A 24,788-nucleotide genomic window follows, 5' to 3' on the forward strand; every position below is an offset into this window, starting at 1 on the left:
TCAACGGCGAAGGTGGCATTATGCTTAAGCAAACGCTCCCACAAAGACGCAACAAAGCGCTCCGCTGCCAAGCCATTAGCATCACCCGGAAAGAGTCGATTAAGATTAGCAGGGCAAGAGCCCGGATCCGAAGAGATGAAATCACGGCTATGGTTCAGCAAGCCAGACAGATTCACAGTAGGCACTATCGTAACCGTACCTTTGAGCGTTTTACCGACTAAGTCCCTGATAATTTGCTGTGCAGCCAACACACCGTTTAGCTCATCACCGTGAATACCGGCGGTGATCATCAACTTCGGACCTTCTTGACTGCCTTTAAAAACAGAAACCGGCATATTCTTAGGTTGCCCTAGCCCATCACTGGTGACTTGAAACCAAAACTGGTGCTCGCCAACGGGTAGGTCTTCAACATTCAAGGAGCCAATAACCTGCCTACCTTGTAAAACATCGCCTAAGTACTCTGTTTTCATCCAACGTCTCCATCTTGTTGAGCAGAATCTATTCTCTTCTAAGTTTTTGCATCATAGAGGATATCCTAACCAGTACAAGCAGTTAATCCGATTAACAAGCCCTCAAGCGCTACCAAAATTCATCACCATCGACATCCGTGAATCCAAGGTAAAACTTGTCAATGTGACCTTTGAAATACACGCAACTTGTATATCTATTCACAGAACACTCAGTCGCATGAAATAAAAGTGCAATAAAATCAACACTTAAAAAAGTTCCCCATTCACGAAAATGTAATTTTATGGAAATGAAAGCTTAATTTATCTGCTCTAAATTAGCTTCATATCGAAACGGAGAGCACATTGCTCACGGATTTTAAAATACAAGGTAAGTGATTATGAAAAAGGCAGTTCTAGCTTCTGCAGTGGTAGCGGCACTAGTTTCAGGTTCATCTCTAGCAGCAACAGTTTACAGCTCTGACGGTACTGAGCTTAAGATTGGTGGTCGTGCTGAAGCTCGCTTCAACATCTCTGACAACAATGAAAAAAGTGCATCTGATAGTTCTTTCAAAGACAAATCACGTGCTCGTCTAAATATATCTGGTAAAACTCAAGTTTCAGATGAGCTATACGGCTTTGGTAAATATGAAGCTGAATTTACTGGGGATACAGCTGAAGGTGTAAATGGAGAGGAAACGGACTCACTTACTAACCGTTATTTCTATGCTGGCCTTGGTACAAACTTCGGTGAGTTCTCTTACGGTAAGCAAGATTCTGCACAAGTTATGCTTACAGACATCACTGATACAATGGCAACATTCGGTGCAGATGCAGCAGATATCGTATCTGGGAACAAAGATAAGCGTGAGAACAACTTCCTTTACTCTGGCCAATTTGACGCGCTATCTATTCAAGCTAACTACATCGCTGCAAACGAAAAAGATGCAGACAGCTTCGGCCTTGCTGCTATGTATAACCTAGGCGTTTTTGACCTTGGTGCGGGTTATGTTTCTCAAAAGAATGGTAACTTCGATGATGACCAAATCAACCTTGTAGCTCAATTCTCTATGGATGCGTTTACGGTTGGTGGTTTATACACCATGGCTTCAAAGGAAGATGAAGATTACACAGGTTACGAGCTATCTGCTAAGTTCAAAGCAAACAAGCAGCTTTCTCTAGTAGGTGTTTACAACTTCCAAGAGAATGACGATACAAGTACTGAAAAAGCAAATAACTTTGCTATTGAAGCGGTGTACAAGTTCAACGGCCACATTCGCACATATGCTGGTTACAAGTTTGAACAGCTAGACAATGAAGATGACCAACTACAAGCGGGCATCCGCTACGACTTCTAATCTAAATCGACTTTAGATACAGACTAAAAAGGTTGGGCAATAGCTCAACCTTTTTTCATATTCAAATATTCTGACTGACTTCATCAATGCTTTTTCTGGTTAAGTGGTGCTAAATCCGTATCATAGGTGAACCACATCAAATAATTAGAAGCATCATGTCACAACACCATCCGATCCAAGGCGCTAGCTGGATGCTAACCGCAGGCCTAGCCTTTGCAGTTATTAACAGCCTAACTCAAATTGCTAGCATTCATTTCGGACTTACTTCTACCACCGTTGCCGTTATTCAATACGCCATCGCGTTGTTCGCTATTATTCCTTATCTGAAAACGCTGGGCATTCGTCGCGCGCTAAAAACCGATAACCTAAAATTGCACATATTCCGTGTCTTCTTGTCTGTTATTGGGATTCAACTTTGGATATGGGCACTGGCTTACCCAGTACCTATTTGGCAAGGCATTGCCCTTCTCATGACGTCGCCATTGTTTGCAACCATAGGTTCAGGGCTTTTCTTAAAAGAGAAAGTTGGGGCAGCTCGCTGGGGCGCGACCTTAGCCGGCTTCGTGGGTGCGATGGTGATTCTAGAGCCGTGGGCTGAAGACTTTAACTGGGCAACGTTATTACCAGTCGGTGCCGCTTTCTTCTGGGCATGCTACTCACTGATGGTGAAAAAGCTCTCTTCGCAAGACAGCCCTTCAACCATGGTGGTGTACCTGCTGCTATTAATCACACCATTTAACATCCTGCTTGCCGCGCCAGATTGGCAGACGCCAAGCGGCGGTACAATTTGGGCTATCTTGATTGTTATCGGTGTTATGACGGCACTCGCTCAATGGGCGATTGTAAAAGCCTACTCAGTCGCTGATGCTTCGTTTGTGCAACCTTTTGACCACGCCAAATTACCGCTAAATGTTTTAGCAGGTTGGATTGTGTTTAGTTGGGTTCCACCGGGTCGTTTATGGCTAGGGGCTGCTATTATTATTGCGTCAGTTGCATTTATAACGCACTGGGAAACCAAAAAACGTTCGAAAGTGAAGAAAGTTTAAGGTTGGTGAAATAAATAGTTCGACTGTCCGTTCTATATGGATAAGAGAATTCAAACGAGGCCGTAACCATGAAGAAACCAGTCAAGATTACACTATACCGTTGGGCAGGCAGCTGGGGTCCATTTAAAGTTAATATCCCATGTGGGGAATGTACCCTTACCAAAGACATTCTGAAGGATACTTTTGAGAATGAATTGGCCGATGTCGATGTCGAATTGGAAGTGAAAGATTGGTTGTCTCACTGGTGGGAGCCGCTAAAACTAGGCTCTTGGCATGCGCCAATCCTTGTTGTTGAAGGCAAGGTTGTCAGCCAAGGTGAAGCGCTTAATCGCGGAGTTTTGGTTCAATCCGTGATCAAAGAGTGGACCAAACGAGACAGCCTAAAAGGCAACATCGTTTATGGTAAGGCGACCTGCCCATTCTGTGTTAAAGCAAAGAAAATGTTGGATGAAGCGGGTGTTGAATACCAATACCACGATGTCGTAAAAGATAGCGCCGCTTTATACCGTATGATTCCAGAGGTAAAAGCACACATTGGTGAGAAAACACCGGTCACCGTCCCACAGATCTGGCTTGATGGTAAATACATCGGTGGTGCCGATAACTTAGAAGCGTGGATGAAAGAGAATGGCTTAGATAGCATCCCTAATAATGTGGTCGACTTATCCAATCAATCTGCTGGCTGAGTTCATTAAAAGCCATTAGTCAGAAGCTTAATTAGTATTTTTTGTGTCCATCCACAACAAAACAAAGCGATAACTTTCACCAATCGCTAAAACGAAAAAGGCCTTAAACTTCATCGAGTTTAAGGCCTTTTAAAATTCCGTTTTTGAAAATGCTTATTTAGCCATCTTCTTCATCATTCGCTTAAAGAACGATGGTTTCTTTGGCTTTGAAGTGCCGTACAATGCTTCGTGCATCATGTTTTTTGCTGCCATTTGACCAAGGTATGCGTGGCCTAGTTCGTAATTCATGCTTATCTCCGCACATAATCAACTTTCTTTAGCGCGGATTTTACACTTAAAACGCTCAAAAACAAGATCTAAATCACACTTTAATGCAATGTTAAGTATTAATTTGCAATTAGCTTAATTTTGTCTGTGTGCTAATCAGCATTGTATTTGTATATCAATAAGTTAACCTGAATTCCGATTTGAACTTAATGCTCCATTCCTAATAACAATCCAAGACATTGGTTTAGACACTGATAAAAAAAGCAGCTCAAGAGAGCTGCTTTCTAAAATACTTTACTGAGAAACCTAGCTGCGCTTCGGCTGTCTGTAAGTTTTACCGGCAATTTGGTATGTGTCTTTTTGCTTCAATTCAAACATCGTTTCAAAGAACCAAGCTGCAAATTTGATTAAGTCATCGCCTTCATTCATGACATGTTCGATGTACTCTTGCTCTTCGCCTTGTTCATTTTCTTGAAGCGTCACGTGGTAAATACGCTTTTCGCCTTCCACTTCAGCAAGTGCAAATTGACCAGTCAGTGATGCAGCAGCCTCAGCGACTTCTGTATCCTCATTGGATTTCAATAGCTCAAGCGCTTGAGGCAGGCCATCTAGTGCGCAGATAGCTTTTACCAGTACTTCAAATTCATTTTGCTGCATTTTGTTTTTACCTATTCAATGGACCGAAGCATTGTAGAAAACCATCAGCACAAATACAACGTATTAACGATGGTGCGTTAAACGATAGTGAATTTGGCATTTAGCTATATTCGACTTCAACAGTATCGCCTTTGTTGTTCATTTTGGTTGAAGACCAAAGCACTCCACCCATGGCTGCACCAATAATGAGGTAGAACACGCCTAACTGTAGATGAGTCGTGACCCAACTCTCTACTAGATACCCACCCAATAAACCCGCTAAACACATCTGAATAGAGCCCGACAATGCCGACACTGCGCCCGCTTGTTTCTTATGAGGTTCTAATAACATGCTGATTGATAGTGGGAACGAAATGCCTTGTGCTATCGCCAACCAAGTAAACGCCCAAACTAAGTTAAAGATGGATAACTCATGAGTAAGAAGCCAAGTTCCCGACGCCAAGATAATCAAAATAGCTAAGCTCATCAATTGGGGCGTACTAAACCTACGATTGAGTAAGTTTAAAGCGACGCTACCTATCAGTAAGCCCGCCGAAGGAACAATCATCAATGAACCATATTCAGCGGCGGTCAGCCCCAATTGCTCTTGCATTAAGAATGGAAACAACGACAGTGATACCAAACTTGCCATGTAGCTCATCCAGTTGTAACTGGCACTGGTCAACACTTGGCGATTGGTCAACAAGCGCCCGTAGTTCTTCACTACTTGGCACGCATCAAAGCGGCTCTTTCCGTATGGCAAAGTTTCATGCAGAACAAAGTAACCCAGCGTAAATATCGCTAATAGGTACAGTAGAACGAACAGGAACACCGCCTGCCAACCGAGGTGAAATGAAATCCAACCACCGAATACCGGTGCAATGATCGGCATGATCGACGCGGTGATCGAGATATAAGACAACGCTTTGGTAAGCTGCGAACCATCATAGCTGTCACGAAGCACGCTTCGCCCAAGAACCGAGGCACTACCCGCCCCTAAACCTTGCAGCAAGCGACCAACTTCTAGCGCCGTCATATTGTCAGAAAACACAACACAAACGACTGTACCAATCAAATAAACACCCTGACCTAACAAGAAGATAGGTCTTCTTCCCACCGCATCAGACATTGGTCCGTAAAATAGCTGAGACAAGCCAAAACCCACCAGAAACAGCGTGACGAGAAGCTGTACATCTACTTGAGTAGCACTTAAATCAGAAGCAATTAACGGCAATGCTGGCAAGTAGATGCTCACACCCACCTGCCCCGTAGCAATAATCATCATTGCTAAGAGTAACGGCGTTTTTTTAAAGGTCGATTGGCTCAAAAAATTCCCTATTCGTTTGATATTTGTTCATTAGATGAGTTTACATTCAAAACCAATAATTGATAATTAGCTAAATTGGAATTTTATTAAGTCCCAACAGGAAATAATATGGATTGGATTCTTAACGTAAAAAGCTACGTCAGAGTAGTCGAAGAAGGCAGCTTCAATGGTGCTGCTCGAAAGCTGAACACCACCAGCTCGGCGATCAGTAAAAGAGTGAACTGGTTAGAAGAGCGCATCGGCACCCAACTGTTAAAGCGCACCACACGCTCAATTAGTCAAACTGAAGCGGGCGCGCTCTTTTACCTGCGGGCCAAAGATCAGCTCGACAATTGGCAGTCCATTATTGATGAGACTCGCTCGGTTAACCAAACCCCAGCAGGCCTATTAAAGATAGGCGCGACGATTGCTGTTGGCTCTAAGTTTCTCGTGCAATACATGGACGACTTCTTAGAAAAGTATCCGGACATTAAGGTGCAGCTGATCACGACCACGCCAGGGCAATTACCAGAGTTGGGCTTAGATCTAGTGATCAGCCGTGAACTGGAACAGCTCAACTCGTTAAGCTTCAAGAAAACACCGCTGTTTGAACACAAAGCCAGCTTCTATGCAGCGCCAAGCTATTTAGCTAAACATGGTTACCCCACCAACGAGCAGGACTTAGAACAACACAACTCTTTAATTTGGGGAGAGCGCCCTACCCGAGAAGTCACACTCACCAAAGGGCAACGCATCAGCCTCAATGGTAACTTTGCTACCACCAATCCAGAGGCTTTGTTTCATGCTGCGAAGCGAGGAATGGGCGTACTGTTAACCATCAAAGCGATGATCAAAGAGGATCTAAAACAAGGGACATTAGTTCCAGTATTGCCAAATATTACTGCCGACGAAGTGATGGTTTACGCGTACTACCCTAAGCTTGATTACTCGCACACGCGAACCAAGCTCTTTTTGGACCATCTGAAAGATAGACTAGACAAAGAGCGTAGCACGCAAGCTCTGTGAAATAAGTCACATTTTAATTTGAAAAGTTATACGACACGGCCAATAATAAACTTGACGCATATAGATTATACAAGTTCGCACATATACAAGATAATACGTATACCGCTTACACAGTGAATCTGGTTAACTAGGGATGGTGACTATGACTCAACATACGAACAACAGCATGATAGACACAGAGCGCATTGGCCGTTTGCTGAAATTGGAAGGTATCGATCTTTTAGAATCAGCTGTGCTTACTTTACATCAGACCTTTGATACTCAATACACTAGCATCATTGAGAAGAAGCACTTCCCTGACCAAACAGTTCCTTTGGTGATCGCCCATTCTGACCATGTATTGCATGACAAAATCAATGCGCGCCATGGTCACATCTACCAACAAGCCGTCAATCAAAGACACCCAGATTGCTCGTTTGCTCAGTATGTCGTCCAGTCATTGCCAACATCGGCATTTAGGCAGGAAATCACCTCACAAAACTCCATCGCGATCCCGACTCGAACTCAAAGTGGCGAAGTGATGGGCGTGCTGTTTTCAACGTTTACCTCGCCTCTTAGTCCTGATCAGCAGCAAGACGTGATAAAACACCATCAATTGTTCGCCGACATCATCATTCACACCTTACGTGAAATGTGGTTTAACGATCGTTCCGAACAACTTGTAAACCAGCTTAGTTATGAAGTATCACACGACAGCCTAACCGGGTTACTCAACCGAAGCTGTCTATCAGATACCTTAGAGTCTATTACTCAACAGAGCGTCACTCCGTTTACATTGGCTTTACTCGATATCAATAGCTTCAAAGCCATCAATGACATGCACGGCAATTATATTGGCGATAAAGTACTTCAATTTGTCGCAGAAACCTTGCGGAGAACCTTACCCGAAAGCAACCTGACCTTCCGGACTGCAGGCAACGAGTTCGCCTTCATTACCTACCATTCCGATCCAATATCCGTTTGCGAACAAATATTGGCTAAGATCAAGCAAGGTTACAGCAGCGTCGATATCAAGATCGATGTCAATCTCAGCATTGGTATTGCGCGCTCAGACGGAGACATCAAAGACATTGAGCAGATCATCTTCAACACCAGTTTAGCGCTTAAAGAGTGCAAACATAGCCAAGATACTCACATTCAATGTTATGACACCCATCTAAGGGTGCGCTACCAAAGAAAGGCTGAGTTAGTTGCCGCTTTACGAAATGAGCTTGAAAACCCAATTTCAAATAATTATGTACCTAGTGGCAATGGTATGTACGTGGTTGTGCAGCCAATTGTCAGTCAAGGTGACACACAGTGGGAATACTTCGAGGTACTGACTCGCTGGAAAACTGCCAGACACGGTGATATATCACCTGTGGAGTTCATTCAAGTGGCTGAAGAGTCTGGGCTGATTGTCGAGCTAGGTGAGCGTATTATTGAGTTAGTGTGTCGCGCTAAAACCACCTTAGAGCAAGGCTTAGGTTACAAAGTTAAGCTTGGGATAAACTGTTCGGCTCATGAGCTGACCGACTCGAAACGCTATATTTCCTACCTCACTCGAACCATTGAAGAACATCACTTTAAAGCTGAAGAGTTTGTTATTGAGTTAACCGAAACGGTGTTGTTATCTCCAACCCAAGAGACCAAATCGGCACTTAACTTTTTGAGAGGGCAAGGCTTCACCATTGCGCTCGATGATTTCGGTACGGGTTACTCCAGTTTGAACTACATCCACAGCTACCCTATCGACTGTATTAAAATTGATGCCACCTTTATCCGAAACTTGCTGACTAGCTCAACATCCGAGAGCGTCGTTTGGTTGATTGTTCAGCTGGCTCATAGGCTTGATGTGTCATTGGTTGCGGAAGGCGTAGAGAAGCGTGAGCAACTAGAAAAGTTGCACGCTATGGGATGTGACAAGATACAAGGTTACCTCTACTCACCGCCGATGCGACCAGAAGCTATCGTCAGCTATATCACGCATTCGGAGCCCTTAGCTTAGACCGCTATCCTTGAATTGACCTAGGATCAAAAAAGCCGCGAGATCATCACTCTACTCGGAGTGATGCTCTCGCGGTTTTAGTTGGCTATTTGATGAGTAACAGCCTTATTCAGGGTTATCTCTAAACGATCTGGCTAGCTGTTATTAGCTTGAGCTAACGCGACCTTTAGCAACTTATCAGCTTCATCTCTTGCTGCTACAAACGTCGCTTTTTCCTTTTTAGGCACAGAATCTGCCATCGGGATATTTGCTGTCATTGCATTCACAGGACGACCACGTTCAATCAGTTCGTAGTGCAAGTGTGCGCCTGTCACTCGGCCCGTTTTGCCAGACAAACCAATACGCTGACCACGAGATACCGTTTGTCCTTTACGAACCAGGATCTTACTCAAATGTAGGTAACGTGTTTTGTAGGTGCTGCCGTGCTGAATGACCACGTAGTTACCCGCGTATGGGTGCTTACGCGTCATAATCACTTTGCCGTCCCCCGTTGCTTGAACCGGCGTGCCAATTGGCGTCGCGAAGTCGGTACCGTTATGCGGTGAGACGCGGCCTGTCACAGGGTGTAAGCGCTTAGGGTTAAACTGAGAACTTTGGCGCCAGCTACTGCTCACTGGGTAACGTTGGAAAGCACGTTGTAAGCTATCGCCATTAGCATCGTAATATTGTCCATCAGTGTGTAAGTACGCTGACACAACGCGGTTACGATTCATGATTTTAATCGCTTCAATTTCACGTTTGCCGGTTGCAACACCATCAACATATTGCGCTTTTTGAAGTACTTCAAACTGATCGCCAGCGCGTAGGTCTCGGCTAAAGTTCAGCTTATCTTTAAGAAGTGTCACAATATGGTCAATCTCAAGACTGCTCAGGCCAACCTTGTTCGCCGACATAGAAAAGCTGCCTTGAATATCACCGACTAAAGGTTTTTGCTTCCATTCACCAGGAATAGAGATGTCTTCGAATTCGTAGCTGCCGTCATCCAGCAGTCGGTAAACCACTTTGTCTGCGACGCTAAATTGAAGTTCCATTTTAGAAAGGTCGCCGGTCGCTTCATCACGCCAAAAGCGTAATGTATTACCCGGACGAAGCGTATCTAAAGCAAGGAAGTTCAAATCGGTTTCCATCACGCTCATCATCGATTTATAAGAAAATCCAAGTTGCGTGAAGATGCTACTCAAGTTATCGCCAGATTGAATTTGATACTCAAATGTCGGCGGCTCAATAACGGTAACAGAAGATGGTGACAGAATAGACTCAATAACGGTTGAGTCTGGTAGATCAAGATCGATCGTTTTCGTCAGATTTGATTGCGAAGATTGCAGAGCAACTCCAATCGCTGCAATAAGCGGCAGTCCTAAAATAGCTACTTTTTTTACAGGTGAAAGCTCGGCAAACGGAGAGGAAAATATTTTTGAATACACGGTAAACAGGTCTTTCTACGATATAAAGGCATAGGATATGCTTTTCAAACGCATAAATCATCAATGCATTGTCATAATATGATGTGAATCTGCCCAACTTAGCCTAAGTCATTGAGTTGCCGTAGATGAAGGCCATTAAATGAAAAATAAAATTAACCGCTAAATTTGAAAATAAAAAAGCAGAAACGGCTAGTTTCTGCTTTCTATTAGTTGACGTTATTCCGTTTCGAATAATTAATAAACGAAGCGAATTAGTCGCTGGTTTTGAGAAAAAGACTATGCGTTTACCGTCGACACTAAGCAGTTGTCTTCACCAAACTCATTTGGGATGTAACGGTCAGCGTTCGCATCGTTCACCCATTGTTGGTCATCAACTAGGTAGCGGAATTGAAACTCGCCATCTTTAGGTAGGCGAGTTTTAAACTTGTAAACCTTCCCTTTGGCCAGTTTTTTCATTGGGGTGGCTTTCCAATCAAGAAAGTCAGCAACGATGGATACAGAGTTCGCTTCCTGAGCTTCTAGCTCGAAGGTCACTTCAACTTCATCTTTCGTCTTAAAAAAACGTTTATTAATCATTCGCAAGCTCCATTTGTAAAAATAAGCGGACACAAAGCTAAGTGTGTCTAAATTTCATTCATCTAACTAAGATAATATGTAATTTGGCTCACATAAACAACAGATCCTTACATTCACGAAAACGTTATTGCTTACCAATTGATTGCGTATCAAAAGAAAAACTCATTAACACCTTTTCAGAAGGGGGTTCTGCAAATGATTGTTCCGCAGAATGCTGAGTAAAGCCGATAAAACCTTCCCCAGTGAGTTTATTCTGTGATTGCGAATCTGGCTGCTGAGCGACCTCCAATGTCTGAATTTGTATACGATCACCCAGTAAAAGTTGGTCGACTAACACCACACGGCTTCGCTGCTGGTCATGTTTAAAAAGGCCAAGATAATAGAAAACACCGCTGCCTTGGTTAGATATCCACATCGGCGCGACAAAGAAACTCGCCTTGCCCAGCGTGACAGCTGAAAGATTATTGGTGTCTACCGTTACCACACCGCGCTCAACACCTGAGTCATAACGTCCAAACGCGATAGCTTTAGGCTCATCAACTTCATTGATAAAAGCGTAGGCGTTAGTTTCAGGAACTTTAATTGTCCATGGGTTGGTCGTCTTCAAATCAAAAACGGTTTCTACGACTGGGTCATAACTCACTTGAGAAGAAGGAAACTTCGCCAAGATCTCTTCATCACTTAAGCTAAAGCGATAAATACCCGCTACTATCACCACAACCAGCATGACAATTGGAATCAGTAGAATCAGGGGAATAGGTAAGATTTTCTTTTTCATGGGCAATTATATTCTTTTGTTTTCATCCAGTTGTGCAGACCATAAAGGGCTTTAGTATAATTATCAATACAGGGTTAACCAGAAGTGGAGCATGGATGGATATCAATCATATTAAAGATAGAAATATCAGAAGTTGCGAATGCCGCTGTGGAGCAGTCAACCTAGTATGCCGAGGCGAACCTCAACGCACCTCTGTCTGCCATTGCTATGAGTGTCAGAAACGCACCGGAAGTGTGTTCGGCGTTCAGGCTCGGTTCCCAATAGAACAAGTTACACTCAGCGGTGAAGTGACCTCTTTTTCACGCATCAGCGATACGGGTAATGAAGTCACCTATCAGTTTTGTCCCAAGTGTGGCACCACCATGCTTTTGCAGTCAGTTGCCGCCGCCGATTTTTATATCGTCCCGCTCGGATTATTTAAAGAGCAAGATTTCCCACTGCCGAGCTTTTCGGTTTACGAAGAACGCAAACACGGTTGGGTTAAGTTCGACCACCAAATGAACCATTACAACTAGTTTGTCATTGAGCGTTATCTTTATAGAGCAACAGTATTAAAACAAACTGCAATACTGTTGCCTAAGATCAAATATCAATGCTCCACAACGCTAGCGTATCTTTTCTCTAGCGTTATAATCTTGCTCCTCTATTTAACCCAGGGTGAACCACATGATTTCTAAGCTACCTCGCTGGGTTGAATACGGCGCCTTACTGTTAGCCGGTCTTGCTGGCAGTGTTAATGCTATCGGCTTACTTGGCTTCCAACATCAAGCTATCTCCCATATTTCCGGCACCATGTCTTTGCTCGGCAGTAGCCTACTTACACCGACCTCGGCTTCTGTTCACCTCCTATTGGTGATCATGAGCTTCATGTTAGGTGCGGCATTCAGCGGATTCTTTATTGAAAACCAAGCATTGAAGTTAGGACGCCGTTACGGTGTTGCGCTATGTATTGAGGGTGGATTGCTGTTTTTGGCGCTGTGGACACTGTTGCAAGGCTATACTTCAGGTCAGTATTTCGCTTCAGCCGCGTGTGGTTTGCAGAACGCGATGATCACCACTTACAGTGGGGCGATCATTAGAACAACACACATGAGCGGGATTGTTACCGATCTTGGGATCATGATTGGCGCTCGCTTAAAAGGGATGCCTTTTGACCGCCGTAAAGCCAAACTGCTGATGTTCATTGTGGTTGGCTTCCTGTTTGGCGGCTTAAGTGGCGCTTGTCTGTTCCAACGCTTCGAAATCTTAGCATTGGCTTTCCCAGCCTCTTTCGCCTTCATTATTGCGTTTAGCTACTGGTTATACTTGACCTATCGAACTGAAACCCCAGTCAATTTATAAATATCTGGCAATATAACCTCAAACTACGTAACATCCGCAACACTTTATTCTAAACTCTTAATACGTTGCAGAATAACCAGCATGAATATTTAGCGATATTTGATGAATAGTATTGCAAGCGATATTAATACTGGGTAATCTTGCACCCAATGAGAAAATACGGACGTTTAGTGAATAAAAATGCCAAGGATGTGGCTTTTTTACGTGTAGAAATTCGAGAACAATAACATGTCTAACAACACGAATACTGCTCAAACAGAGAAATCTAAGGGCAGTTTCTGGGTTTTCTTAATCCCATCATTGATTGGTTTATTCCTTTTCATGGCGCCAATCAGCTATCAAGGTGATCTAACCATCCCTGTAGCTATCTTAGCCAAATCAATTCAAGCGGTTTTCGGTGAATATCTAGTTCCTATCATCACTGCGATCGTTGCCTTCATGTCTGTAGCTTCAGTTTTAAGCACCATTTTTAAGCCTACATTCATTACATCAAATTCATTTTTAAACGGCCTTTTCAACCCATCTCCACTATGGTTGCTGGTTCGTTTAATTGGTGGTGCTGCAGCCGTTATGGCTTTCTTCCAAGTTGGCCCTGAGGTTATTTGGGAAGAAAATACCGGTGGTCTGGTTCTAGAAGGCCTGCTTCCGACACTGTTCTCAGTATTCATCTTTGCTGGTTTGCTACTGCCGCTTCTACTTAACTTTGGCCTACTAGAGCTGTTTGGCACGCTACTAAGTAAAATCATGCGTCCAATCTTCAACCTACCAGGTCGTAGTGCGATTGACTGTATGGCTTCTTGGTTAGGTGACGGCAGCGTTGGTATCCTGCTTACCAGTAAACAGTACGAGAAGAAATTCTACACTCAGCGTGAAGCTGCGGTTGTTGGTACGACTTTCTCAGCAGTATCTATCACATTCAGTCTTGTGGTTATTGCTCAGGTAGAACTAGAGCACCTATTCCTACCTTTCTACGCAGCAATCTGTTTAGCGGGTATTGTGGCAGCGGTAATCATCCCTCGCCTTCCACCACTCAGCATGAAGAAAGATACTTTCATTGATGGCAGCAAGCCGCACAAAGACGCTGACGCGATCCCAGCAGGTCACTCAACATTCTCTTGGGGCCTTGAGTTAGCAGTAAGCAAAGCATCGCAAGTTAAGTCTGCTAAGTCAGTATTTGCTGAAGGCATCCGTAACGCCGTGGATATGGTATTTGGCGTACTGCCTGTTGTTATGGGACTTGGTACGATGGCGCTGGTTATTGCGGAATACACGTCTGTATTCTCATTCCTAGGTCAGCCTTTCATTCCATTCCTAGAGCTACTTGGTGTTCCTGAAGCGGTTGCAGCATCTGAAACGATTGTTGTTGGTTTTGCGGATATGTTTATTCCTGCGATTCTTGCCGCTTCTATCGACAACGAGATGACTCGCTTTGTTATTGCAGCGATGTCGGTAACTCAACTGATCTACATGTCTGAAGTAGGCGCTCTACTTCTAGGCAGTAAGATTCCAGTGAACATCTTAGAACTGTTTATTATCTTTATTCTACGTACGTTAATTACGCTTCCAGTTATCGCTGGTGTAGCGCATCTAATATTCTAAATTAGATGCTACTTATATAATTCAATAAGCAGATAGAATTATAAGCCTCACTTTTGTGGGGCTTTTTATTTGCGAAAATATATACACAGTATTATTTAGAGTTCAATCAATTTATAATTTCTGCATATCATTTGATTTCATATCGTTTATTCAACCCACCTCTTGTTTATAGAAAACTGAACGCATAATTGTCAAATTAATACATTCTTAATCCCTCCTTAAACTCCGTCTAGCCCCATTCCCCAACTCATTGAACCAAATACTAAAAGTAGCAAATATGTGATTTAGTGAATTTTGTATTGTTTAGGTTGTTGTATTTTTGTAGTCTATTTTGTGAAATTACATTCAAGTAAAATTCAATCTAGTCGATATATATAATTCCAAAAACACGATTAACTTTAGTCTTCGCAAAGCCTGTGAGAAGGGGAAAACTCAATGAAATTTAGCCATAAGGTGGTTGCTGCATCATCAGCCTTGCTGCTAGTGACAGTATCATTGCTTTCAATACAACAACTTTACACTGTAAGAAGTGCAGTAGAAAACCACGTCAATGCGAGCCTGAAAGAGATGGTCTCGGGCGTGAAAAATACCGTAGTATCGGAGATGAACGCCAAGAAAGCGTTGGCTCAATCGACGACTGAAGTCATCGAGATCAACCCTGAAGATCGCGCTTACGTTAAAGATATCTTAGAAAAGCCAAAGCTTAAAAACAGCTTCCTAGCGGTTGGTTTTGGTTATGAAGCAAACGGTTTCGTTATTGAAAATGATGATGGTTGGGATGCAGGTCCAGATTACGACCCGCGAATTCGTCCTTGGTACATTGATGCTAAATCCAAAAACAGTTTAGTTGTGACCGCTCCTTATGTGGATGCATCAAGTAAGAAAGTCATCATCTCAGTGGGCACTCCAGTTAAAAACAATGGTCGCTTTACTGCAGGTATGTTCTACGACCTAGAGCTGACGAACCTTGCTACCTTGGTCAACCAAGTGAACTTGTTTGATGCGGGTTATCTGTTCCTAGTCACTGCCGACGGCACCACGATTGCTCACCCGAATGCGAAAAACAACGGTGAAACGCTATCAAGCTACATGCCACAAGCGACTATTCGTGAAGGCTCTCAAGAAATTGAAGTCGACGGCAAAATGTTCCTAGTTAACTTTACCCACATCCCAAGTGAAGATTGGTACATCGGTGCCATCCTGGATGAAGAGATCGCTTTCCAAACCGTTGAAGAATTGAAGAACAGCTCAATGATCTACTCTTTGATTGCGGTGATTCTCAGCATCATTGCTCTAACAGTTCTAATTCGCGTGTTAATGCGTCCACTGGATGCACTTAACCAAGCGATTCAAGATGTGGCAAGTGGGCAAGGTGACCTAACAAAGCGCCTAGATACCAACACAGACAAAGAGTTCTCTGACCTAGCGAAAGGCTTCAATACCTTTACCGAAAATCTACAAAATCAGATCATTCAATCGAAAGCGATTGGTGTTGAGATTAAACGTGGTACTGAAATCACAGTGAAAGGTGCGGGCGAATCAGCGAAAGCAATGAATACCCAGCTGCAAGAGCTTGAACAGTTAGCGACTGCAATGAACGAAATGGCGGTTACTGCAACTGAAGTTGCAAACAATGCTCAAGGCGCAGCAGCGGCAGCTCGTGAAGCAGACGAAGCAACGCTAGACGGCACATCTGTCGTAAGTGACACCACTCAAGCGATTGATAACCTTTCAGCACGTATCGACCAAGCGGTTGCCGAAGTACAAGTACTTGAATCAGCAACGGCCAACATCGAAACGATTCTAAAAGTAATCAACGATATTGCAGACCAAACCAACCTACTGGCATTGAATGCGGCTATTGAAGCGGCGCGTGCTGGTGAGTCAGGCCGTGGTTTCGCAGTCGTTGCCGATGAAGTTCGCACTCTGGCGCAACGTACTCAAGAATCGACCACAGAAATCCGCAACATGATTGAACAGCTCCAAGCGGGTGCAAGCTCAGTATCGAACGCGATGAACCAAAGTAAAGACACAGCCACTGACGCCGTTGAACGCGCTCAGCAAGCGAACTCTTCACTTGACCGTATCCGTGACGCGATTCAACGTATCTCAGATATGAACATCCAGATTGCTTCAGCGGCAGAAGAGCAGAGCTTGGTAGCGGAAGAGATCAATAACAACACAGTTAAGATCAAAGACCTTTCAACACAAGTGTCCAACGCAGCTCAAGAAGCGAACACAGCAATGCAGGTTCAAACAGACAATGTTCGCCAACAAGACGAACTATTAAACAAGTTTACGGTTTAACTGCCTTACCGTTGAACTAACACTCTGTTTAGTAACTAATAAACAGCTTCAAATAAAAAGCCCCGCTTACTGATTGCCAGTAGCGGGGCTTTCTTTTCAATATTGTCTTTCTAAACGATTAGACGTAACTCATAACAGATTCGGTCGAGTTGGTTGTCAGCATCATGCACTGGTTAGGCTCAACCTTAATGGTCAACTCCTTACCGACACAGTCAAACACTTCTCCAGACAACAAGTCGGTCACGGCACCAGTCCAATTTAATGAGGCTGTTTTGCTTCGCTTCGACTTGTTGATCACCACAATGCCTTTATCGCCACGGACAAACACCAACAAATCATCATTTGCTTCAACCACACGCATCGCTTCGCCATGAACATGGTTATGGAATTGAATCATGTTTTTCATGTAAGGCGCTTGCCAGTCGTTAAGCCAACGAGGCTGACCGCTCTTGTCCAGAATACCGCTGGTGCTCAGTTCACTGTAAACCAGTGGCACACCGCCATCTCGACCAAGAATGAAAGCGTGCGCCAATCGCTCATCCACTTCATCCATTACATGCTCCAAAAACACCTCGTTGTTTGGAATATCATGGGTGACTGCAAACGTGATGGCTCGCATATTCGACAGAGCTTGACCAAAACAGTAAGGGTTAATCAAAGACTTAAAGCTGCCCTGCTCTTCAAATGCTTTGAAGATGGTGTTGAACAACGGGAAATCGTACGCCCCTAAGCGAGTGTGTTTAAGATATGGCTCGAGGAATAGCTCATACTCTTCTTCTGTCGCACCGCCATCGGTAATGATCTCACCGAAGATGTGCATTTCTTCGCAGATGTCATCAGTCCATACCTTGCGTAGGTGTGCCAGTGTCATGTGCTTTGCCGCATCAATGCGAAATCCTTTCACACCGATGTCTTTCAGTGCTTTTAGGTAGGCTCTTTGTTGTGCCACCACATTATCGTCATCTAGCAGCGTTGGCAGCCCAGGATCGCTCGCGCCACCGGTAATACGCCCGTTTTGCACTTCCCAAGTGTCTTTCCAGTTCTTGATACCAAACGCTTCCACGAAGTCGTTTTCATCAAATAAAGGCTCAGAAAGGTCACCAAACAAACGTATGGATTCATAATAGTCAGCATCTTTTTGATAAGACGCCATGTCTTGCTGATTGGGATACGTTAGATCACCGCGGATACCCGATTCGTTGGCCATATGATTGAACACAACATCTACATAGGTACGAAGCCCGTGTTGCTTTAACGTGTTCACCATCGCAGTGAAGTCTTGCGTGTCACCAAGCTGATTGTCGATCACACGATAATCTTGGGGTTGATAGCGTTGCCACCATTGGGTGCCAGAATTTCGGTCGCAACCTTTAGGCCCGCGCAGCGATTTCATCGCCGGTGATACTAAAACAGATTTATAACCCAACTCTTGGATCAGTGGGGCGTTCTTCATTACGTCAGCGTAGCACCAGTCAAAGGCATGCAATATGACATCTGTCGCTGGGTTGCTTAACATAGCTGAACTCTCCATGTTGTTCTCCTACCAAACTCGTTTACAGCTTTCTAGATAAATACAAAGGCTAAAAGGCAAAGCTGCATAAATTTCCTTAAGAATGGTATTTATTATATGAGTTACTCATTAAAACCCCTCATCCTCCCACCGATTAGTCACGGCGGATAGTTAAGGGCGTAGCGCCAATTATCGCATAACGTCCGGGATGAACACTCAACCGTAGTACTTTAAAACGCGTAAAAAAGGAGCGTATAAGCTCTCATTTAAATTCCATTCGATGCATATGATACAACAGTTTTACGACAGAACTTCAGTTACATACTTTACAAGGGCATTGCTTTGAGGCGAGATATTCTTGATAAACGCCCAGAAACAAACATCGAACAATCCAAACAAAATGCAGAATCAAGCGCATCAACCTTCCCAAGGCGCATTTGGCGTCACTTTCTCCATAACAAAATCGACAAAGAGTCGGGTCGGTTTCGCCATGTATCGATGAAATTGATAGACCACAAACATGTCTGAGGTTGGTGTGTCATAGTCAGTGAGCACTGGCACTAATTGGCCATTTTTAAGGTATGGGGTCGCTAATGCAATTGGAATATAAGCGACGCCGAGCCCTTGCAATGCCGAGTCAATAATTAACCTGGCACCATTCGCCGCATAGAAACCTGTCACTTCGACATGATGAGCCTGTTCAGCTTTTGTAAAATGCCATCGGGTGTGGGCTATTGAGTGGCCCATAACCAAACAATTAACCTTCTGAAGGTCCTCTGGCACTTTGATCTTCTTAGCCTTTGTCAGGAACTCTGGGCTAGCACAACAGATATTCTTCTTGGGACCTATCCTTCTCGCAATGAGTGAAGAGTCTTGCAGCGTCCCAGAGCGAAACGCGATATCCATTCGCTCTTCAACCATATTGACATAGTCATCTGAGGTATCGAGCTCGATACTGATATCCGGGTATTGATTTAAGAACTCGACGATCCAAGGCTGTACGTATTGAATCGCAAATTCTAATGGCGACGTGATACGAATTTTTCCTTTTGGCTCTAGCTGAGTTTGCTTGATCTGTTCATTAGCCTCTTCTAGAGCAGCAAGATGTTGTTGGCACGATTGGAAGTATTGGTGCCCTGCTTCTGTCATAGAAAGCTTACGAGTGCTTCTATGAAGGAGCTTAACGCCCAAGTCAGCTTCGAGCATCTGCACCTTCCTACTTACCGTCGTAGAAGGCATCTCCAAAACTTTACCTGCACCAGCAAAACTCCCAGCTTCTACAACGTCAATGAACACCTTGATGTCATTCAGATTCATCCTTATTACCTTCAATAATGGGATTAACAAAACCAAATATACCATCTAATCAAGTAATGAATCTTTTATTAAAATTATTTTCAGCAATCAAATTTAAGGACTAACAAAATGATTAGACAAATACATGAAATCAGAAATGGTCAAAATCACGGCCCCGTAACGAGCTATGTAAGCTCATCGAACCTCAAAGATCTCAACCCTTTTGTGCTTTGGGACTACTTTAAAATGTCGAATGTGAAGGGAACCGCCGGTTTTGACTTTCACGGACATTCAGGCGTAGCGACCATAAGCTATCCACAGATTGGGGCTATTGCTCACAAAGACACCGGCGGCCATTCAGGCTTATTAGAAGCCGGAGGCATACAAATCATGTCTGCGGGTTCGGGAGTGCTGCACAAAGAGACCGTTCACCCGGACAACAAAGTTGCGGATGCATTTCAGCTCTGGGTTGCCTTACCCGAAGACGAACATGAATTGGGGCCTGTCACTTATTCAACCCAGCAACAAGAGCAACTCCCAGTTGTTGAAGAGGCTCATTCAACCACCAAAGTACTTGTGGGACGATTTAACGGCAAGCAAAGCAAGGCTCTCACTCCTGTTGATATGACGTATTTACACATCAACTTAGATGCCGAATACACATGGCAATACGCAGGAGAACCATCACAGACAACAGCCTTTATTTTTGTACGCCATGGCTCTGTCAGAGTCGGAAGTAAAGACTTATCAGCGGGTGAATTAGGTGTGTTTGATAAGAATACATCGCTAATCGCTGTCTCTGCATTAGAGAGTAATGCTGAGTTTGTAATCGTCTCGGGAACCCCATTAAAACAAGACTTCATTAGTAATGGAGCATCGTTACACAGCAGCACTAGCAACTTAATCGCAGGTGTTAGACGAATAAAACATCTGCAATCCCAGCAAGTAAACCAATAACTAAAAAAGGAAGTCCATTATGAATACTACAACATTCACTCCAGAAAACTCTGTCATGCTACTGATCGACCATCAAGTTGGCACCATGGGTTGGGTTGGCTCAGCTAGCTTGGAAGAGATCAAAGACAACACAGTCGCATTAGCTCGTGCTGCACATGTGACCAAGATGCCGCTGATCCTAACATCGAGTATGGAAGATCAAGCACAAGGCCCTCTTTTTGATGAACTGATTAACGCAGTACCAGAAGCTTACGAGAATCGTATTCTTCGAGGAGGAGTTGTCGATAGCATGAAAGATGAAAACTTTGCGGCTGCGGTTAAAGCAACTGGACGCAAAAATATCATCATTGCAGGGATCACCACGGATGTATGTGTTGTTTACCCAGCGATTACAGCCATAGTTGAAGGTTACAATGTACAGGTCGTGGTTGACGGGTCTGGTTCCCCAACAACATTAGCGGATGAAACAGCACTAAGAAGAATGGAAAAACACGGTGTTACCCTAACTTCAACCAATCAGTTGATTGCAGAACTGGCGCAAGACTGGAGCACTGACCATGGTAGCAAGCTAATCCAAGTGTTATTCGAAGAGATCATCTCGAAACAACATTGATTCACTAAACTGCCGCTACATAACTTTGGTTGCCTTAGAACGACCAAGTTACATAAGCGTTTAAAGTGCGTCAAATGGATACAAAAAAGGAGCGTATATACGCTCCTTTTTATCAATCTAACACATATTTACGACTAAGTTCTGTAAAGAACCTTCACGACGTGCCAACCAAATTTTGTTTTCACAAGGTGGGGTACAAGCGTCTCGCCAGAGAAACAAACCTTATCAAACTGAGGCACCATTTGACCTTTTTTGAACTCACCTAGGTCGCCGCCCTTCTTACCAGATGGACAGGTTGAATGTTTCTTCGCTAGCGTTTGAAATTTAGCGCCCTTTTTAAGCTGCGTCATGATGTCTTCTGCTAGTTCTTTATGCTTCACCAAAATATGAAGCGCTGCTGCTGTTCTTGCCATGATAATTCTCAGTTTGTTGCTGCCAGTTTACTTACGACGATTGCTTAAAATATCGCTAATGTACTGACTGTTGTAAATCTGTTTGCCGCTAACGGCTTATCGACATAAATTCATCGACAGCCAACGTTTAGCGTGATTTTAACCCAAGAACCGCTATTCTTCACTCTATAACCGAAAACAACTGCCTTAAAGACCATTAAAAACCACATCGCGACTTGCTGCGGCTTCCATTTCCCTTTAAATTAATCCTTATAAATTAAGCGCGTATTAAGTAGGAGCCACTTATGGCCAAACCGATCAGTAAAGCGAGTCAGTCACAGGGAATGTTGATGTTCAAGTTGTCCCTCACTCAAAGTTTTGCGATTGGCACGCTTAAGGTCAGAGAAATCGTCCCTTTTCAGCCGATGACTCAGATCCCCTACTCCCATCATCACGTGATTGGTACAGTGACTATCCGCGACCTTACAGTTCCTGTGATTGATATGTCCGCTGCGATTGGTTTCCGTCCGATAACACCCGCTGAATACCAAGATTGTGTACTCATCGTTACTGACTGTTTGAGAACAGTTGTGGCGTTCTTGGTTCGTTCGATTGATAAAATCATTGAATGCGACTGGAAGAGTATTGAATCTCCACCCACCAGTGTGGGTCGCAATGTGTTTGTTACCGGTATTACACGTTTCGAAGACCGTATCGTCCAAATGCTCGACGTGGAATTACTGCTTTCTAAGATCTACCCTGCTTATGAGAATGCGCACATCCCGATGCTGACCGATGTAGAAAGGGAACGCCTCAAAGCGTTGAACATCTTATTGGTGGATGACTCTTTGATTGCACGTAAACAGTTATCAGATGCCTTAGACAGCATCAACATCCCTTACAGCATATGTAACAACGGCTTAGATGCCATCGACCTGATGCGACGCCAAGCCAGCGCTGGCAATGCCATTGATCTTCTGGTGAGTGATATCGAGATGCCGGGATTAGATGGTTATGAGCTTGCATTTGAAGTGCAAAACGACAGCGCTTTAAGTCACGCTTACTGTATTTTGCATACCTCACTATCCAGTGAGATCTGTGTTGACCGCGCCAATCAGGTGGGGGCACATGAAGCGCTTGAGAAGTTCAACGCGGGTGAATTAATCGAAGCTATGCTACGCGGCGCAAAAGTCTTAAACGACACCTCTACGGCTGCTTAGGCTCGTTTTAGAAGCTAAACCTAGCATAATGCTCAATGGTTTAGCTTCTTAGTCTCTTCTTTCTTCAAATCTTAATAAGAATAGAGCTAACCGTTAGTCTTTGTTTTCTGACTTAGACTTTTTCGGCATAGAGTAGCTCTTACTGACAAATTCCACTTCCTCGACTTCATTGATATGATTGGTAAAAGAGGCCAATGCATAGAGAGTGTTCGCCACTAGGTTTGCGTATTTAAAAAGAATCGGGTCTGGCGACTTTTTGCTTTCATGATGTTCAATAGTCACCAAAGCTCGCACGACCTTTTTAGCCTGACAACGACACAAGTGAAGTTCACTAGAGACTCGGTGCCCACCGGGTAAGACAAAGCCTTTAAAACCCCCTTCTAGCTGCTCACGGATACGATGATAATCTTGCTTGAGCTCGACCAATTCAGACTCGGTGATGGCAAGCTTACCGCGCACAGAGCCATTCAAATGGTAGATGTTTGGCTGCAAGCGTTGCAGGATCTCACGAACCTGAGGCTCTAGCTCTAAAGACAACACCAACCCAACTCGGCAACAAAGTTCATCCGACAAAATCTCAAAATCACAGATAGGACTGTCTTCATAGATAAATGGGTAACAGAACTCGTCCCAATCTCGACTTACTGGTTTCACGTACCGATCCTTACACATAAATAGTCATCAAACGCCAATATACCAAACTCTTTGATTTAGACATAAAAAAGCCCTCACATTGGAGGGCTCCTGAAGAAATCGGTTAAACGAGTTATTCGTTAGACACTTTTTTGTGGCCTTCTTGTAGGTGAACGAAATCCACCAGATCGTCGCCTGACACTTGGTATGCTTGACCAAAGCCTTTAACGAACAGGCCGTTCTCAGCTTTAAGATTGAATAGAGAGAAGTCTTGAAGTTGGCTCAAACCATCAATGATTTCACCAAAACGCTCTTGCATCTGGCCAATCACTTGAGTCCAAAGTTCCGTTTCACGCTCAATAACACTTGCTTGAGCATCAAACGTTAAACGTTTACGTGCATAAAGCTGCTTCGAGCTCTCTTCGTCTTCAATCATCATCAAAGAGACCTGAGGGTTCGCTTTCAAGTTACGAGCATGACGAGCAATATCAGAAATTAGAACAAAGTAACCTTCTTGGTTCTGAACGAAAGGTGCGTAACTTACGTTCGGGCGACCTTCTTCATCAACCGTTGCAAGTTGAAGGGTACGGCGCTCTTGGCGAAACTCTTTGATTTCTGGACCTAGGCGACCTTGTAGACGTTCTTGTTTTACTTGCTGTTCCATGGGTAATTCCTTTCTTCACTTTCTCTGATTTATTATTTTTGCCCGAGGTTGAACGATCATTAGCGAACTAAACGATCCTCGAGCATTGATGTCTTGTTTAAGCCAGTTGGCACCCTTGTGTAGGATTGCTGCTGATTATTTACTATTGATTAAGCTTGTTCTTTTAGCGCTTTAAAGCGTTCTACTTGGTCGGCAATAAGCTCACGCTTTTCGTTGCGGCCTAGGTAAATCTTAAAAATGTTCTCACCGGTTTCACTGAAGAAGCCGAAGTAATGGCTTTCACGACCCATGAACGCCTTGCTCACCAAACCGATATGTTTAACGTTATCCAGTTTTAGGTGGCCATGAAGCTCGCCCTCTTTGCCCATCAGATTGTAGTAACCACGCGCTACTTTACCTTTCGGGAATGGCGCTTTTACTTCAAAGATAGAACCAAATGAATGCACGATAGTGGTCACAGGGCCCCAACCCACTAAACCTTCTAGAATCTCTTGAGCACGGCTGCCATCTAGCATTACCGCCATGTCGTTTGGAAAAGCAGCAACCACTTCAACCTCTGAAACACCTAGCTTCTCAGCAATTGCTGTTGGCAGTAGTTTTGGCTCTTCTTCTAAAATTAGAGCTACGCGTTGTTCTAGAGTTTCTGTCATTTCTAATGTTGTATCTGTCATTGAATATGTTCCGTATAAACGAGTAATTTACGTAAGTTATAAACTAAAA

25 protein-coding genes are annotated in these 24,788 nt (G+C 43.9%); 12 read left to right on the plus strand and 13 right to left on the minus strand.

Annotated elements, in window-relative coordinates; genetic code table 11:
• A partial coding sequence (locus tag IQQ51_RS27365; RefSeq protein ID WP_228012995.1) for a succinylglutamate desuccinylase/aspartoacylase domain-containing protein occupies positions 1–470 on the minus strand: 470 nt, incomplete at its 3' end.
• 377 nt (positions 471–847) lie between these two features.
• Between IQQ51_RS27365 and IQQ51_RS18720 the strand changes: the two genes are divergently transcribed.
• The 3 genes from IQQ51_RS18720 (at position 848) to IQQ51_RS18730 (ending at position 3,536) form a co-directional block, all read left to right on the plus strand.
• Positions 848–1,804 (plus strand): porin, encoded by a 957-nt coding sequence (locus tag IQQ51_RS18720; protein ID WP_193841799.1) that lies wholly within the window; start codon positions 848–850, stop codon positions 1,802–1,804.
• 155 nt (positions 1,805–1,959) lie between these two features.
• Positions 1,960–2,850, plus strand: coding sequence for a DMT family transporter (locus tag IQQ51_RS18725; RefSeq protein WP_193841800.1), 891 nt, complete (start codon positions 1,960–1,962; stop codon positions 2,848–2,850).
• A 68-nt stretch (positions 2,851–2,918) separates the two neighbouring features.
• Entirely contained in the window at positions 2,919–3,536 is a 618-nt protein-coding gene (locus tag IQQ51_RS18730) for a glutaredoxin domain-containing protein (protein ID WP_050620585.1), read from the plus strand.
• Between the two features lie 153 nt (positions 3,537–3,689).
• On the opposite strand, the gene IQQ51_RS27800 is transcribed toward IQQ51_RS18730, so the two are convergent.
• The 3 genes from IQQ51_RS27800 to IQQ51_RS18740 form a co-directional block, all read right to left on the minus strand.
• A complete protein-coding gene (locus tag IQQ51_RS27800) occupies positions 3,690–3,824 on the minus strand; it encodes a hypothetical protein (RefSeq protein WP_010431176.1) in 135 nt (44 codons plus the stop codon).
• 285 nt (positions 3,825–4,109) lie between these two features.
• Positions 4,110–4,460 (minus strand): hypothetical protein, encoded by a 351-nt coding sequence (locus IQQ51_RS18735; RefSeq protein WP_017057980.1) that lies wholly within the window; start codon positions 4,458–4,460, stop codon positions 4,110–4,112.
• A gap of 100 nt (positions 4,461–4,560) precedes the next feature.
• Positions 4,561–5,766: a multidrug effflux MFS transporter gene (locus IQQ51_RS18740; protein WP_048610725.1), complete on the minus strand. Its 1,206-nt coding sequence runs from the start codon at positions 5,764–5,766 to the stop codon at positions 4,561–4,563.
• Between the two features lie 108 nt (positions 5,767–5,874).
• Here IQQ51_RS18740 and IQQ51_RS18745 point away from each other — a divergent pair, with 108 nt between their 5' ends.
• The gene (locus tag IQQ51_RS18745; RefSeq protein ID WP_193841801.1) at positions 5,875–6,771 is read left to right on the plus strand and encodes a LysR family transcriptional regulator; all 897 of its coding nucleotides are present in this window, start codon (positions 5,875–5,877) and stop codon (positions 6,769–6,771) included.
• 142 nt (positions 6,772–6,913) lie between these two features.
• Complete coding sequence (locus IQQ51_RS18750; RefSeq protein WP_193841802.1) at positions 6,914–8,758, plus strand: putative bifunctional diguanylate cyclase/phosphodiesterase; 1,845 nt, start codon at positions 6,914–6,916, stop codon at positions 8,756–8,758.
• 134 nt (positions 8,759–8,892) lie between these two features.
• Here IQQ51_RS18750 and IQQ51_RS18755 read toward each other — a convergent pair whose 3' ends face one another.
• From IQQ51_RS18755 to IQQ51_RS18765, 3 genes are all read right to left on the minus strand, one after another.
• Positions 8,893–10,182 carry a peptidoglycan DD-metalloendopeptidase family protein gene (locus IQQ51_RS18755; RefSeq protein ID WP_193841803.1) on the minus strand — a complete coding sequence of 430 codons (1,290 nt, stop codon included), beginning with the start codon at positions 10,180–10,182 and terminating at the stop codon, positions 8,893–8,895.
• Positions 10,183–10,458: 276 nt separating this feature from the next.
• The gene (locus tag IQQ51_RS18760) at positions 10,459–10,758 is read right to left on the minus strand and encodes an isoamylase early set domain-containing protein (protein ID WP_009845720.1); all 300 of its coding nucleotides are present in this window, start codon (positions 10,756–10,758) and stop codon (positions 10,459–10,461) included.
• 124 nt (positions 10,759–10,882) lie between these two features.
• Complete coding sequence (locus IQQ51_RS18765; RefSeq protein WP_050643289.1) at positions 10,883–11,536, minus strand: hypothetical protein; 654 nt, start codon at positions 11,534–11,536, stop codon at positions 10,883–10,885.
• 32 nt (positions 11,537–11,568) lie between these two features.
• Here IQQ51_RS18765 and IQQ51_RS18770 point away from each other — a divergent pair, with 32 nt between their 5' ends.
• The 4 genes from IQQ51_RS18770 to IQQ51_RS18785 all read left to right on the plus strand — a co-directional run bounded on the left by IQQ51_RS18770 (position 11,569) and on the right by IQQ51_RS18785 (position 16,783).
• Positions 11,569–12,051 (plus strand): GFA family protein, encoded by a 483-nt coding sequence (locus tag IQQ51_RS18770; protein WP_193841804.1) that lies wholly within the window; start codon positions 11,569–11,571, stop codon positions 12,049–12,051.
• 151 nt (positions 12,052–12,202) lie between these two features.
• The gene (locus IQQ51_RS18775) at positions 12,203–12,877 is read left to right on the plus strand and encodes a YoaK family protein (protein WP_193841805.1); all 675 of its coding nucleotides are present in this window, start codon (positions 12,203–12,205) and stop codon (positions 12,875–12,877) included.
• 228 nt (positions 12,878–13,105) lie between these two features.
• Entirely contained in the window at positions 13,106–14,476 is a 1,371-nt protein-coding gene (locus IQQ51_RS18780) for a YjiH family protein (protein WP_048609722.1), read from the plus strand.
• 435 nt (positions 14,477–14,911) lie between these two features.
• Positions 14,912–16,783: a methyl-accepting chemotaxis protein gene (locus IQQ51_RS18785; RefSeq protein WP_193841806.1), complete on the plus strand. Its 1,872-nt coding sequence runs from the start codon at positions 14,912–14,914 to the stop codon at positions 16,781–16,783.
• Positions 16,784–16,901: 118 nt separating this feature from the next.
• Here IQQ51_RS18785 and IQQ51_RS18790 read toward each other — a convergent pair whose 3' ends face one another.
• Complete coding sequence (locus IQQ51_RS18790) at positions 16,902–18,314, minus strand: alpha-amylase family glycosyl hydrolase (protein ID WP_193841807.1); 1,413 nt, start codon at positions 18,312–18,314, stop codon at positions 16,902–16,904.
• Positions 18,315–18,710: 396 nt separating this feature from the next.
• Entirely contained in the window at positions 18,711–19,610 is a 900-nt protein-coding gene (locus IQQ51_RS18795) for a LysR family transcriptional regulator (protein WP_050647838.1), read from the minus strand.
• Between the two features lie 108 nt (positions 19,611–19,718).
• Here IQQ51_RS18795 and IQQ51_RS18800 point away from each other — a divergent pair, with 108 nt between their 5' ends.
• A complete protein-coding gene (locus IQQ51_RS18800; RefSeq protein ID WP_193841808.1) occupies positions 19,719–20,546 on the plus strand; it encodes a pirin family protein in 828 nt (275 codons plus the stop codon).
• A 19-nt stretch (positions 20,547–20,565) separates the two neighbouring features.
• Entirely contained in the window at positions 20,566–21,159 is a 594-nt protein-coding gene (locus IQQ51_RS18805) for an isochorismatase family protein (protein ID WP_193841809.1), read from the plus strand.
• A 134-nt stretch (positions 21,160–21,293) separates the two neighbouring features.
• Here IQQ51_RS18805 and ppiC read toward each other — a convergent pair whose 3' ends face one another.
• Entirely contained in the window at positions 21,294–21,575 is a 282-nt protein-coding gene (gene ppiC, locus IQQ51_RS18810; protein WP_258185064.1) for a peptidylprolyl isomerase PpiC, read from the minus strand.
• 281 nt (positions 21,576–21,856) lie between these two features.
• Here ppiC and IQQ51_RS18815 point away from each other — a divergent pair, with 281 nt between their 5' ends.
• Positions 21,857–22,771, plus strand: coding sequence for a chemotaxis protein (locus IQQ51_RS18815; protein ID WP_048614743.1), 915 nt, complete (start codon positions 21,857–21,859; stop codon positions 22,769–22,771).
• A gap of 93 nt (positions 22,772–22,864) precedes the next feature.
• Here IQQ51_RS18815 and IQQ51_RS18820 read toward each other — a convergent pair whose 3' ends face one another.
• The 3 genes from IQQ51_RS18820 to hutX form a co-directional block, all read right to left on the minus strand.
• Entirely contained in the window at positions 22,865–23,425 is a 561-nt protein-coding gene (locus tag IQQ51_RS18820; protein WP_193841810.1) for an ATP:cob(I)alamin adenosyltransferase, read from the minus strand.
• A 112-nt stretch (positions 23,426–23,537) separates the two neighbouring features.
• Positions 23,538–24,068: a heme utilization protein HutZ gene (gene hutZ / locus IQQ51_RS18825; RefSeq protein WP_019826823.1), complete on the minus strand. Its 531-nt coding sequence runs from the start codon at positions 24,066–24,068 to the stop codon at positions 23,538–23,540.
• A gap of 149 nt (positions 24,069–24,217) precedes the next feature.
• Positions 24,218–24,739: a heme utilization cystosolic carrier protein HutX gene (hutX, locus tag IQQ51_RS18830; protein ID WP_016784265.1), complete on the minus strand. Its 522-nt coding sequence runs from the start codon at positions 24,737–24,739 to the stop codon at positions 24,218–24,220.
• Positions 24,740–24,788: the final 49 nt, after the last annotated feature.

The organism is Vibrio sp. OPT18 (genome assembly GCF_015163615.1).
Taxonomy (GTDB): Bacteria; Pseudomonadota; Gammaproteobacteria; order Enterobacterales; family Vibrionaceae; genus Vibrio; species Vibrio coralliirubri.

Coding starts and splice junctions, on each gene's coding strand:
- IQQ51_RS18800 (WP_193841808.1), top strand. CDS start 19,719: ATGATTAGACAAATACATGAAATCAGAAATGGTCAAAATCACGGCCCC.
- IQQ51_RS18795 (WP_050647838.1), bottom strand. CDS start 19,610: ATGAATCTGAATGACATCAAGGTGTTCATTGACGTTGTAGAAGCTGGG.
- IQQ51_RS18790 (WP_193841807.1), bottom strand. CDS start 18,314: ATGGAGAGTTCAGCTATGTTAAGCAACCCAGCGACAGATGTCATATTG.
- IQQ51_RS18730 (WP_050620585.1), top strand. CDS start 2,919: ATGAAGAAACCAGTCAAGATTACACTATACCGTTGGGCAGGCAGCTGG.
- IQQ51_RS18735 (WP_017057980.1), bottom strand. CDS start 4,460: ATGCAGCAAAATGAATTTGAAGTACTGGTAAAAGCTATCTGCGCACTA.
- IQQ51_RS18750 (WP_193841802.1), top strand. CDS start 6,914: ATGACTCAACATACGAACAACAGCATGATAGACACAGAGCGCATTGGC.
- IQQ51_RS18725 (WP_193841800.1), top strand. CDS start 1,960: ATGTCACAACACCATCCGATCCAAGGCGCTAGCTGGATGCTAACCGCA.
- IQQ51_RS18815 (WP_048614743.1), top strand. CDS start 21,857: ATGGCCAAACCGATCAGTAAAGCGAGTCAGTCACAGGGAATGTTGATG.
- IQQ51_RS18780 (WP_048609722.1), top strand. CDS start 13,106: ATGTCTAACAACACGAATACTGCTCAAACAGAGAAATCTAAGGGCAGT.
- hutX (WP_016784265.1), bottom strand. CDS start 24,739: ATGACAGATACAACATTAGAAATGACAGAAACTCTAGAACAACGCGTA.
- IQQ51_RS18785 (WP_193841806.1), top strand. CDS start 14,912: ATGAAATTTAGCCATAAGGTGGTTGCTGCATCATCAGCCTTGCTGCTA.
- IQQ51_RS27800 (WP_010431176.1), bottom strand. CDS start 3,824: ATGAATTACGAACTAGGCCACGCATACCTTGGTCAAATGGCAGCAAAA.
- hutZ (WP_019826823.1), bottom strand. CDS start 24,068: ATGGAACAGCAAGTAAAACAAGAACGTCTACAAGGTCGCCTAGGTCCA.
- IQQ51_RS18775 (WP_193841805.1), top strand. CDS start 12,203: ATGATTTCTAAGCTACCTCGCTGGGTTGAATACGGCGCCTTACTGTTA.
- IQQ51_RS18760 (WP_009845720.1), bottom strand. CDS start 10,758: ATGATTAATAAACGTTTTTTTAAGACGAAAGATGAAGTTGAAGTGACC.
- IQQ51_RS18720 (WP_193841799.1), top strand. CDS start 848: ATGAAAAAGGCAGTTCTAGCTTCTGCAGTGGTAGCGGCACTAGTTTCA.
- IQQ51_RS18805 (WP_193841809.1), top strand. CDS start 20,566: ATGAATACTACAACATTCACTCCAGAAAACTCTGTCATGCTACTGATC.
- IQQ51_RS18765 (WP_050643289.1), bottom strand. CDS start 11,536: ATGAAAAAGAAAATCTTACCTATTCCCCTGATTCTACTGATTCCAATT.
- IQQ51_RS18745 (WP_193841801.1), top strand. CDS start 5,875: ATGGATTGGATTCTTAACGTAAAAAGCTACGTCAGAGTAGTCGAAGAA.